The organism is Achromobacter insuavis (assembly GCF_902859645.1).
Classification (GTDB): Bacteria; Pseudomonadota; Gammaproteobacteria; order Burkholderiales; family Burkholderiaceae_B; genus Achromobacter; species Achromobacter insuavis.
Genome location: NZ_CADIJR010000010.1, coordinates 115,513 through 126,821, shown reverse-complemented (window position 1 = coordinate 126,821; position 11,309 = coordinate 115,513). Strand labels below are relative to the sequence as shown.

General features: G+C 70.3%; 8 protein-coding genes and 1 other RNA gene. 1 reads left to right on the top strand and 8 read right to left on the bottom strand.

The genetic code is table 11. The annotated features are described in order from the left end of the window. The 6 genes from dnaX to H0523_RS08430 form a co-directional block, all read right to left on the bottom strand. Positions 1-1,176, bottom strand: a 1,176-nt coding sequence (dnaX, locus tag H0523_RS08455) for a DNA polymerase III subunit gamma/tau (RefSeq protein WP_257225059.1), incomplete at its 3' end; no start/stop codon positions are given. Positions 1,177-1,297: 121 nt separating this feature from the next. Next, positions 1,298-1,395: signal recognition particle sRNA small type (gene ffs / locus H0523_RS08450), an RNA gene on the bottom strand. 216 nt (positions 1,396-1,611) lie between these two features. Then, positions 1,612-5,169, bottom strand: coding sequence for a UvrD-helicase domain-containing protein (locus tag H0523_RS08445; protein WP_054460445.1), 3,558 nt, complete (start codon positions 5,167-5,169; stop codon positions 1,612-1,614). Positions 5,170-5,172: 3 nt separating this feature from the next. Further along, positions 5,173-7,836 (bottom strand): PD-(D/E)XK nuclease family protein, encoded by a 2,664-nt coding sequence (locus tag H0523_RS08440; RefSeq protein WP_054428440.1) that lies wholly within the window; start codon positions 7,834-7,836, stop codon positions 5,173-5,175. Between the two features lie 84 nt (positions 7,837-7,920). After that, the gene (locus tag H0523_RS08435; RefSeq protein WP_180180048.1) at positions 7,921-8,082 is read right to left on the bottom strand and encodes a hypothetical protein; all 162 of its coding nucleotides are present in this window, start codon (positions 8,080-8,082) and stop codon (positions 7,921-7,923) included. Between the two features lie 11 nt (positions 8,083-8,093). Further along, a complete protein-coding gene (locus tag H0523_RS08430; RefSeq protein WP_082404274.1) occupies positions 8,094-9,305 on the bottom strand; it encodes an MFS transporter in 1,212 nt (403 codons plus the stop codon). 236 nt (positions 9,306-9,541) lie between these two features. On the opposite strand from H0523_RS08430, the gene H0523_RS08425 reads away from it, so the two are divergent. Next, a complete protein-coding gene (locus H0523_RS08425) occupies positions 9,542-10,495 on the top strand; it encodes an NAD(P)H-dependent flavin oxidoreductase (RefSeq protein ID WP_054428442.1) in 954 nt (317 codons plus the stop codon). Here the strand turns inward: H0523_RS08425 and H0523_RS08420 are convergent. Beyond that, positions 10,467-10,910 carry a type II toxin-antitoxin system VapC family toxin gene (locus H0523_RS08420; protein ID WP_054428443.1) on the bottom strand — a complete coding sequence of 148 codons (444 nt, stop codon included), beginning with the start codon at positions 10,908-10,910 and terminating at the stop codon, positions 10,467-10,469. The genes H0523_RS08425 and H0523_RS08420 overlap by 29 nt on opposite strands. Further along, positions 10,907-11,161, bottom strand: a complete 255-nt coding sequence (locus tag H0523_RS08415) for a type II toxin-antitoxin system prevent-host-death family antitoxin (protein ID WP_054428444.1) — start codon at positions 11,159-11,161, stop codon at positions 10,907-10,909. Before H0523_RS08415 ends, H0523_RS08420 begins: the two co-directional genes overlap by 4 nt. Between the last annotated feature and the right edge of the window lie 148 nt (positions 11,162-11,309).

Below are 11,309 nucleotides of genomic sequence, written 5' to 3'. Positions count from 1 at the left end.
CGCCGCTTGCGGCGGCTGCGCGGCGGCCACGGCGGGCTCGGCCGTCTGGCGGGCCGGCGTGGCGGGCGCCTCGATGGCGGTCTGCGGACCGGCGTCACCGTTCAGCGCCAGCATGCGCAGGCAGGCCATGATGAAGCCGGCGTACTCGTCCGGCGCCAGCGTCAGTTCACCGCGGCTGTGCACCGCCACCGAATAGAACAGTTGCACCGCGTCGGGATGCAGCGATTGCGCCAGGCGGGCGATGTCGGCCGCCAGCGGATCCTCGGCCGGCATCACGCCGGACACGCGCTGCTCGATGGCGACGCGCGACAGCAGCACCGCCAGGTCGGCCAGCGCGCCGGCGTACGACAGGCCGCGCGTGGCGAGTTCGTCGGCCACCGCCAGCACGCCCTTGGCGTCGCCGGTGGACAAGGCGTCCAGCAGGCGCACCAGGTGGCGCTGGTCGATGGTGCCGAGCATGCCGCGCACGGCGTCCTCGGTCAGGTTGCCAGCGCTGTAGGCGATGGCCTGGTCGGTCAGCGACAGCGCGTCGCGCATCGAGCCCGACGCGGCCTGGCCGATCAGGCGCAGGGCCGGCACTTCGAAGCCGACCTGTTCCTCGCCCAGCACCGCCTGCAGGTGGCCCACGATGGAGTCGGCCGGCATCTGCTTCAGATTGAATTGCAGGCAGCGCGACAGCACCGTGACCGGGATCTTCTGCGGATCGGTCGTGGCGAGGATGAATTTGACGTGCGGCGGCGGCTCTTCCAGCGTCTTGAGCATCGCGTTGAACGCGTGCCCCGTGAGCATGTGCACTTCGTCGATCATGTAGACCTTGAAGCGGCCCGCGCCCGGCGCGTAGACGGCCTGCTCCAGCAGCTGGGTCATTTCCTCGACGCCGCGGTTCGAGGCCGCGTCCAGTTCGAGGTAGTCGACGAACCGGCCGGCATCGATCTCGGTGCAGGCGCGACAGACGCCGCAGGGCTTGGAGGTGATGCCGGTTTCGCAGTTGAGCGATTTGGCCAGGATGCGCGACAGCGTGGTCTTGCCGACGCCGCGCGTGCCGGTGAACAGCCAGGCGTGATGCAGGCGCTGGGTGTCGAGCGCATGCGTCAGCGCGCGCACCACGTGATCCTGTCCCACGAGGGTATCGAACGATCGCGGCCGCCACTTGCGGGCCAGTACCAGATAAGTCATGGCGGGATTGTAGAGCCTTTGCAAGAGCCGATGCGATTGCCGGCGTGAAATGCAAAAGGGACGGAATCATCTTCCGGGGAAATCCCCTTGGAAAACAACCCCGTCCCCTTTGCGAAAACCGGTTGGCGAGCCTTACTCCGGCACTGACCCTAAACGACTATGGCTGCTTCGTTCCCGACCTGACCAGGTTCACCGTCGAACCATGCGAAGGGGCCCGCCAAGCAAGATTCTAGCAGAGCTTCGCGTTGCTCGCTCGGCTAGCCTCTTGGCTGGCGGGCCCCGGGGGGCTGTATGTGCGCCCCCTCCCCGGCCCTCCCCCCTAGGGGGAGGGGGAGGAGACGTTGCTTCGCTTGTCTTGTTGGCTCGCTTCGCTTTGCCTTGCTTCGCTTTTTTTCTTGCTCTGTTTTTTTCTTTTTTTGTCTTGCTTTGCTTTTTTTATAGGTCTATCCAGGCTTGGGCTCGGGGGAAATATAGGGCGGCGCGGGCTTTGCGGCCGTCCAGGGCGGTTACCTGGGCGCAGTAGCGCAGGAGTTGGTCGCCGTGGCGTTGGCGCATGCGTTGGGCGAAGGCGGCGGGGGATTCGTTGGGTTGGGGGCGGCCTGTTTTGTAGTCGACGATGAGCCAGCCGTCTTCGGTGCTGAGGGCCAGGTCGATGACGGAGACTTTGCCGGCGGCGTCGATGAGGGGCCATTCGCGGCGGGCGCCGGATTGGGAGAGGAGCCAGAGGCCGCGGTCGTCGGCCAGGGTGGACTGGAGCGTGTCCAGGACGGCTTCGGCGGCGGCGTCGGCCTGGCTGGCGGGGATGCCGGCGCGGGTCAGCTGGCGGCGCATGGCGGGCAGGCGTTGGGCCAGGGCGTCCGCCGGCCAGGTCGTAACGCCGTCCTGGCCGATACGGGCCAGCCAGGCGTGGGCCAGGGTGCCGATGGCGGCGTCGTAACCGGATTCGAGTTGCCAGGCGGGATGTTCGGCGCTGTCGCCCCAGGCGCCGCGCGCGGCGGCGGCGAAGCCGGGGCTGATGGCGACGTCGGCCTGCCGCGCCAGTTGCGCCAGGCCGTCGCGGTGCAGCCGGCGCAGCGGTTCGCCCTGCCATTCCGGCGCGTCGGCCACGGGCTCGGCCGTGTCGCCGTCGGCGGCCGGCGGCGTGGGCGTGGCCAGGCAGGGCCAGAGGCGGCCCAGCAGGCTGGCGGAGGATGGCGTCTTGGGCTGGCCGCTGGCCTCGTCGACGTTGACGTGGCCGACCAGGTGCAGGCGCTTGCGGGCGCGGGTGGCGGCGACGTACAGCAGGCGGTCGATCTCGTAGGAGGCGCGGCGGGCCTCGCGCGCGCCCAGATAGCGCGACACGGGATCGGCCTCGGTTTCGGCGCGCGGCTTGACCGGGCCGAACAGCACACGATTGCTGCTTTGCTCGAAGCGCACCAGCGGCGGCTGATCGCCGCGCGGCGCGCGATGCAGGCCATACAGGATCACCGTCTCGAACTGCAGGCCCTTGGACTTGTGCATGGTCATGATCTCGACCGCGGCTTCTTCGTCGGCGGCGTCGGGCGCGGCGAACAGGCGCGCGATGCCGGTGTCCAGCGCGGCCGCGTCGATGGCGCCGTGCGGCGCCAGGCGCTCGACCAGCTGGAACAGGCTTTCGGCGTCGTTGGCGACCGACGGGCCGCTGTAGAGCGCGGGCCCACCCAGGCGGCGCCACAGCGTCTCGACCCAGGCCGCGAACGGCATGGCGCCCGAGGCGTTGCGCGTATCCAGCAATATCGCGGCCACCTGCCGCAGGCGCGCGTATTCATCGGGACGCAGCAGGGCCTCGGCCGAACGCGGGGCGTCCGCGCCGCCGAACGAGGGTTCGCCCTCGCCCGCCGCGACCGGCGTCAAGACCGGATCAACGCGCGATGCTTCAGACGCCGCGTCGTCGAACAAGGCCCCTTGTGCCGGGTTCTCGGTGTCGTCGAACAAGGATCCCTGGCGCGCCGCCGGCGCGGTGGCCAAGGGCGCCGCCACGGCCTTCACCGGCGCCGGGCGCAACAGGCGCTCCAGCAGCACCGGCACCGGCGTCACATGGTCGGCGCCGAACAGGCGCTGCAACGACTCCAGCGTCAGGCCGCAGAACGGCGCGCGCAGCACCGACAGCCACGCCAGCCGGTCGCCCGGATGCGACAGCGCCCGCACCAACTGCACCAGGTCCGCCACCACCGGCCGCAGCGCCAGCGGCACCAGGTCCACCGCGCGGCAGCGGATGCCTTCCTGCGCCAGCCGGCGCGTCAGGTTGCCCAGGTGGCTGCGGGCCCGCACCAGGATGGCGACCGGGTGCTTGCTACCCGCGTGTTCGGCCAGCGCCTGCCGCACCAGGCCGACGGCAATGTCCTCGGCCTGTTCCTCGGCCGGCGCGGCGCCGGCGCGCGACCAGGCGGGATGGAAGCGCACGGCCGGATCCGGCAAGGCGCCGTGAAAGGCGGTGGACGGGCTGTACTTGATGGCGCCCGCGGCCGCGTCGCTGCGCTTGGGCAGCAATTGCGCGAACGACTGGTTGACCCAGTCGACGATGCCGGCCTGCGAGCGGAAGTTGTCGGTCAGGTTGAGGAAACCCGGTTGCAGTTCGCCCACGCCCGTTTCCGCGACTTCGAGGAACAGCCCCACTTCCGCCTTGCGGAAACGGTAGATCGACTGCATCGGATCGCCCACCAGGAACAGGCTGCGGCCGTCGCCCTCCTGCCAGCCGGAGGTCAGCGTGCGCAACAGGTCCAGCTGCGTCTGGCTGGTGTCCTGGAACTCGTCGATCAGCAGGTGGCGGATGGACGCGTCGAGCTTGAGCAGCAGCTCGCCCGGATCGTCGGCGCTGCCCAGCGCCGAGGCGGCGCGCTGCGAGATCTCGATGAAGTCGACCTCGCCGGTGTCGGCGAAGCGCAGCCGCAACTGCGCCACCGCCAGCGCCAGCGTCATCAGCTGCGCGCCCAGCACTTCCCATTGCGCGTCGCTCAAGCGCGGCGCCGGAATGTCGCGCACCGCCGCCAGGCGCCGCACCCAGGCGGCATCGGCGTCGGCGCTTTCGAGCCAGGCGACGAACGGTTCCTTGTGCGCGCACTTGGCCGGAAAACCCAGGGTCTTGGTGACGGTCTTGCGCAGCGAACCGGTGCCGGTCAGCAGCAGGTGCGCGACGGCGCGCCACTGGTCCAGCACCTCGGCATCGGCCGGCAGTTCCTCGGTCCAGTCGAGCAAGGCGGCCAGCCGGTCGTCCTCGCCGCCGTCCTGCAATTGCGCCGCGGCCAGCCGCGCCGGGCCGGACAGCGCGTCGGCCCAGCCGTAGGGCATGGCCTCGCACAGCGCCTCCAGGTCGTCGCCGATAGCCGCGGCCAGGGTTTCCTCCAGCGCCTCGCGGTCGGAACCATGGCGCAGCAGCGGCAGCCATTGATCGCGCTGGCCGAGCATGTCGGCGATGGCGTCCTTGGCCGCCTGCACGTCCACGTCCATGTGCTGCAGCAGGATGCGGACCGCGTCGTAGTCATCCGCCAGATCGAGCGTGGCGCGCGCCGCCGCTTCGTAATGGGCGCGGGCGTCGTCGGTGATCTCGGGCATGCCGCCCAGTTCGGACAGCCACGGCATGCTGCGGACCAGGCCGGCGCAGAACGAGTCGATGGTGCGGATCGCCAGCCGCGCCGGATGCTCCAGCAGGTGCCATTCCTGTTCGGCGTTGCGCGCCAGCGCGGCGCGCGCCAGTTCCCAGCTGCGGCGTTCGTGCGCGGCCTCGGGCGGCGCGTCCAGGCCACGGCGCAGCTTGCTCAGCACGCGCGCATGCATCTCCGAGGCAGCCTTGCGCGTGAAGGTGATGGCGACGATTTCCTCGGGGCGGTTGACGGTGGCCAGCAGCGCCAGGATGCGGTCGGTCAGCAGTTCCGTCTTGCCGGAGCCGGCGGGCGCCTGCACCAGAAAAGAGCGCGCGGGATCCAGCGCCGCCGCGCGCGCGGCATGGTCCTGGGGCTGGCGTTCTACATCGGCCATGGCTCAGGCGTCCTCGTCATCCAGGTGCAAGCGCAGGAAGGGCAGCGCGTCGCAGTATTTCAGGTCGTCGCGGCGGTAGGCGACATTGGCGGCATGGCCTGCCACGTATTCATCGGCCAGCGACTCGATCGCGGCGCGCCAGCGCTGGCGGATCTCGGGCCAGGACAGGCCGTCGAAGTACTTGCTTTCGGCGGCCAGCGTCACGCCCGCCATGCCCAGGTCCTCGTCGGCCAGGCCCTGCGCCGCCACCTGGCGCGCGTGGATCTGGGCCAGCACCAGGCCGGCCACTTCGCCGCCGGCGGCATCGGCCAGCACCGAGGCGTAGAACGGCAGCTGCACGTTCACCGGACGGCTGCGCGACCAGTCGGGCTCGGGCTTGGCCGCGGCCACGCCGGTCTTGTAGTCGACGATGACGTTGCGGCCGTCGGTCAGCGTGTCGATGCGGTCCAGCCGCAGCTTCAGGTGCAGCGCGCCATGGCGCCATTCGTGGTTCTTCTCGACCTGCGCCACCGCGAACGGCAGCCGCTGGGCTTCCATGTCGAGCCACGACGCCAGCACCGTCAGCGCGCGGGCGCATTCCAGCGCTTTCAGCGCCGGCGCGTACTGCTGCAGTTCTTCCTCGGCGGCCTGCGCCACCGCCTGCTCCAGCAAGGCCGGCAAGCGGCCGCCGGCCAGCGTGTCGTGCAAGGCCTCCTGGTCGGGCAGCATGCCCCACACCAGTTCCAGCGCCTTGTGCAGGAACTGGCCGCGCACGTTCACCGTGGCCGCGTCGGCATAGGCCGCGAGTTCGCGCCCGCCGAGCCGGTGGCGCACGAACGCCCACAGGGGATTGCGCGCCTGCGTGTCCAATACATCCAACCCGCCGCCGCCCCGGTCGTCCGGCGCCAGCGGCGGGCCCTGCGCGTCGTCCAGCGTTTCCTGCGGCAAGGCGGCCACGGACGGCGCCAGCGCCGGCCGCCAATCGGTCAGGGCAGCGGCGGCGATCAATGGCGACGGCCGCAGCTCGCGCTCGCCGTCCATGTGCGCGTGGCTGACGATGACCTCCGGCGCGCAGCGGCACAGCGCCGCGTAGATGCCCTCGGCCCACTCGCGTTCGCGCTCGGGCGTGGCGCGCGGCGCCTTGGCCTGGCGCAGCACCGCCAGCGGCAGCAGCGGGTTCGGCTTGGGCGAGGCCGGCAGCACATCGTCGGTCAGCCCCAGCATCCAGACGCCATCCCAGAAACCGCCCTCGGCTTCCAGCAGGCCCAGCACGTCGAGCCGCGCCAACGGGTCGCGCTGCGGCTGGAACGCGGCCGAGCGCGCCACGCTCTGGAGCAGGTTGACCGCCGCCACGCCGCCCAGCTTGCCGGCGGCCGGCGCCAGCGCCGAGAAGCCGCCCAGCGCCTCGCCGAACGCGCCCAGCACCTGGTAGCCGACGCTGTCCAGCACGCCCTCGCCGGGAAAGCCGAGCGCCGTCAGCGCCGCTTTCATGCGCAGCATCCAGACATCGCTGGTGGCGCGCGCGCCCCCCTTCGTCCAGATCTCCATGGCCTGGTCCCAGGCCTGCGCCAGCGGCGGCAACTGCGACAGCTGCTTGCGCCATTCCATCGCGGACAGGTGGATCTGGCCGCGACGGCGCCAGCGCGCGTCCAGGGCGGCCAGGCGGGCGCGTTCGCTGACATCGCCCGCGCAGTGGCCCGCCAGCAGCGCGGCGCCCAGCACCTCGACGCCACAGCCCTTGCCCGCCGCGCATTCGGCCAGCGCGCGCAGCCACGCCAGCGCGGCGCGCGCCATCGGCCATTCATCCAGCGGACGGCCAACCGCCACGTTGAAGGCGAACGCCGGCGCGCCGTCGTGGCCCGCCAGCGCCTGGCTGAGGATGCGCCGCGCGAACGGCGATTCGGCTTCGAGCTGGGGCGAGACGATGGCGTAGCGGCCGGCGGGATGACGCTTCAGCTGACTGGCGGCCCACTCGGCCGCCGCGCGCCACTCGGCGCCCTGCTCCGGCGCCTCGTAGCGGCGCGGCTCGGCGGGCGCGCGCTGCGTGTCGCGCCATTGCGCGATCAGGCAGCCCTGTTCCTCGAACGCCCGCAGCAGCCGCCGGAAGCGCGGCGACATATCGGTGAAGCCGGCCAGCACCAGATGGCCGGGCACGGCCAGCCGGCCATCCTCGAGCGCCCGCAGCACGCGGGCATAGCCCTGGTTGGCGTCCTCGGCGTCGATGGCGGCCAGAACCTGGCGATAGCGTTCGCGCCAGCGCGCGAAACCGCGGTACTCGTCGGTGTCGGCGCCGGACGGCACGCGCAGCGCCCACTCGTCCATGAGCTGGTCCGCGTCCATCGACAGGCGCGCGGCCTGGCTCGCGTCCAGCAGCACGCGCTCGGCCTCTTCGGCGCGGATGGCCTCGGTCCAGACCAGCTGGGTGGCGAAGCCGTCGAGCCGGTAGGCCGGCACGTCGTCATCGGTCTCGAACGCCAGTTCATTGGCGGATTCGGCCAGCCAGGCGGACAACGGCAGGATGCGCGGCAGTTCGCTGACCTGGCGCTCCTGGCGCAGCAACCCGGCCAGCTCGAGCGTGAGCCGGCGCGACAGGCGGTTGTTGACCGTCAGCACCAGCATGTCGGCGGCAGGCATGTCGCCGATGGCGGACAGGCTCAGGTCGGGGTAGGAAAGCGGGTCGTCCTGCATGGGCGGCGTCAAAACGCGATACGGAAACGCGGTGTGGAAACGATTACCGCCGTAGGATACCGCGCCCCCGCCCCGCCCGCGCGGCTAGAAACCGCACAGCGACGCCAGGTTTTCCCAATGGATCTGCATGTCGGGCTGGGTGTAGCCCCAGAAGGCCAGGCCCAACACCAGCGCCAACGCCGCCCAGCCCGCCAGGCGCCAGCCGCGATGGCGGCGGGCGGAAGCGACGGCAGGCGTGTCGGTCATGGCGGTTCGCCTCACGCGGTCGCCGGCTGCGCCAGCGGCTGCTCGCGCACCGGCAGGCACAGCAGCGCGGCGGCCACCGCCAGCGCCACGCCCAGCCACCAGACCAGGTCGTAGTTGCCGGTCTTGGCATAGGCATAACCGCCCAGCCACACGCCGATGAAACTGCCGACCTGGTGGCCCAGGAAAACGATGCCGGACAGGGTCGCGGCATAACGCAGGCCATAGATCTGGCCGATCAGCCCCTGCGTCAGCGGCACCGTGCCCAGCCAGAACAAGCCCATCCAGGCGGCGAACGCATACAGCACCCACGGCGACAGCGGCAGCCACAGCAGCAGCAGGATGCCGAAGGCGCGCATGCCGTAGACCACCGCGAGCAGGCGCTTCTTGCTGTACTGGCCGCCGAGCTTGCCGGCGTAGAACGAGCCCAGCACGTTGAACAGCCCGATCAGCGCGATCGCGGTGGCGCCCTGCCCCGGCGTCAGGCCGCCGTCGGTGACATAGGCCGGCAGGTGCAGCGTGATGAAGGCCGTGTGGAAGCCGCAGACGAAATAGCTCCAGAACAGGAAATGGAACGACGGATGCCGCACCGCCTGCCGCACCGCCGCCGCCAGCGACTGCTGCGGCCCGCCATGGGCCTGCGGACGGCCGCGCAGGAAATAGGCCAGCGGCGCCGCGCAAGCGACGAACAGTGACAGCACCCACAACGCGCCCGGCCAGTCCAGGCCGGTGATCAGCGCCTGCCCGGTCGGCACCACCGCGAACTGGCCAAGCGAGCCGCCGGCGCTGGCGATGCCCATGGCCGTGCTGCGGTAGGCCGGCGGCACGGCGCGCGCCACCACCGGCAGGATCACCGGAAACGTGGTGCCGGCCTGGCCCAGGCCGACCAGCAGGCCGGCGCTCAGGTAGAGCGTGGTTTCGTCGGTGGCGAAGCGGGTGCCGATCATGCCCAGCATGTACAGCACCGCGCCCAGCGCGATGGTGCGGCCGGAGCCATAACGGTCGGCCAGGATGCCCATGAAGATGCAGGCCACGCCCCAGACCAGGTTCTGCAGCGCGAAGGCCATGGAAAACACTTCGCGGCTCCAGCCATGGGCCAGGCCCATCGGCTGCATGAACAGGCCGAAGGTGGCGCGCACGCCCATGGCCAGCAGCACCACCAGGGTGCCCAGGACGATGGTGCGCACGGAAAGCGTATCGGTAGTGCTCGAGGTAGTGCTCGACATGATTTTTCTTATTGATGGAGAAAGACGCCCCCTCCTCGGGACGGCCGGGCCTTGGGCCAGACGCGCACATCATAAACAAATAACCTGGCGCAATCGGGAATACCCGCGTCGGCGCATCGCGCATGGCGTGCGCGATGCGTTCGCCGGGCCGCCGGGCCGCCGGGCCGCCGCTCAGAATATAGTTGATTTTATCAACCATATATTCCAGAATGGGCTTTTCCCCATTCTGATTCGCCATGACTCTGCAAACCCCGCTGACCCGCTTGCTGGGCACCCGCTACCCGATCATCCAGGGCGGCATGAGCTGGGCCTCGTCGAACGCGGCGCTGGCGCTGGCGGTGTCGCGCGCCGGCGGGCTCGGCGTGATCGCGGCCGGCCCGATGTACCCCGAGGCGCTGCTGGCCGCCATCCGCGAGGTGCGCGCCGGCACCGACGCGCCCTACGCCGTCAACATCCCGCTGTACAACAAACGCGCGCAGGAGCACATGGATATCGCCCTGGCCGAAGGCGTGCCGGTCATCATCGCGTCGCAGGGCGGACCGCAGAAGCACATCGGCCGCGCGCGCGAGGCCGGCGTCAAATGGTTGCAGGTGATCGCCAGCCCCGAACACGCCGCCAAGGCCGAAGCGGCGGGGGTGGACGCGGTGATCGCCGTCGGCCTGGAAGCCGGCGGCCATCCCGGCCCCGATGAAATCGGCCTGCAGGTCCTGCTGCGTTCAGTGGTGCGGCGCGTGTCGGTGCCAGTGGTGGCGGCCGGCGGCATCGCCGACGGCGCCGGCATCGCCGCCGCGCTGTGCCTGGGCGCGGCGGGCGCGCAACTGGGCACCCGCTTCCTGCTGACGCCCGAGGCCGGCGTGTGCGATGCCTACAAGGATGCGGTGCTGGCGGCCGGCGTCGCCGACACCACGCTGGTGGGCCGCGGCCGTTCGCCCGTGCGCATGCTGCGCAACGCATTTGCCCGCGACTACCTCGCGGCCGAACGCGGCGGCGACGAGGCCACGCTGGAAACGATGTTCTCCGGCAGTTCCCTGAAGCAGGCCGCCTTCGACGGCGACGTGCAGGGCGGCAAGGTCGAGGCCGGCCAGAGCGCGGGATTGATCGACAGCCTGCAACCGGCCGGCGCGGTGGTCGAGCAACTGGTGGCGGAAACGCGCGACGCGCTCAGGCGCGCGGCGCTGATGGTGGGGTGAGCCAGGGATTCACAAGGTTGACGCCGCAACCGGAAAAATCAGACACGTTTCGCGTCACGAGCGTCATCCCGTGCACCAGCGCAGTCGCGGCAATGAAGGCGTCCCGCTCGGGCCGCAGGTCCGGCACATGCAATCTGGCGCAGCGCAATGACACCGCCGTATCGAGCGGCAAGGTCCGGTCGGAGAATTCCGGCAGGACGCGATCGCGCATCCAGGCGCGCAGGCGGCTGCCTTGCCCGGCATCCCGCCGCTCCATGCGCAGGATGCCGATCTCGATCTCCATGAGCGTGATCGCCGAGACGTAGAAATTCACCGCGTCCTCGTTGGAGAACCAGGCGACCACGTTCACGTCCGCCTTGCCGTCGCCCGCCTTGCGCAACTCGGACAGCACGTTGGTATCCAGCAGGAACATCATTCGACGTCCGCGGGGCGGGGCAGCTCGCGCGAACGGGGGGCATCGAGATCGATCCCGGCAAGGCCCGGCATCGACAGCGCGCTGACGAGACTTCGTTTTTGGCCGACCAGGCGCCAGTACTCTTCGATGCCCAGCAGGACATGGGTTGGCTTGCCGCGGTCCGTGATGAACACCGGGCCGAGCAGGGCCGCCTTCTTGGCGCGGGTCACGTCCTGATTGAGTTCCCGGCTGGACAGTGTGGTGATGGACATGGCGCATCCCTTGATCCTTGCAAATAACGTAGTAACGTTACTACGTTAGAATTGACAAAACAACCCCGGCAGCCGAAGCCACCGGGCGAATTGTCCCGCTCATCAGGATGCAACCAGGGCGGCGAACCGTCATTCCAGCCGCCGGAAT

What these genes read in the sequence shown, in the direction of transcription:
- H0523_RS08445 (WP_054460445.1), bottom strand. Translation starts at nt 5,169, where the DNA reads ATGGCCGATGTAGAACGCCAGCCCCAGGACCATGCCGCGCGCGCGGCG.
- H0523_RS08440 (WP_054428440.1), bottom strand. Translation starts at nt 7,836, where the DNA reads ATGCAGGACGACCCGCTTTCCTACCCCGACCTGAGCCTGTCCGCCATC.
- H0523_RS08435 (WP_180180048.1), bottom strand. Translation starts at nt 8,082, where the DNA reads ATGACCGACACGCCTGCCGTCGCTTCCGCCCGCCGCCATCGCGGCTGG.
- H0523_RS08430 (WP_082404274.1), bottom strand. Translation starts at nt 9,305, where the DNA reads ATGTCGAGCACTACCTCGAGCACTACCGATACGCTTTCCGTGCGCACC.
- H0523_RS08425 (WP_054428442.1), top strand. Translation starts at nt 9,542, where the DNA reads ATGACTCTGCAAACCCCGCTGACCCGCTTGCTGGGCACCCGCTACCCG.
- H0523_RS08420 (WP_054428443.1), bottom strand. Translation starts at nt 10,910, where the DNA reads ATGATGTTCCTGCTGGATACCAACGTGCTGTCCGAGTTGCGCAAGGCG.
- H0523_RS08415 (WP_054428444.1), bottom strand. Translation starts at nt 11,161, where the DNA reads ATGTCCATCACCACACTGTCCAGCCGGGAACTCAATCAGGACGTGACC.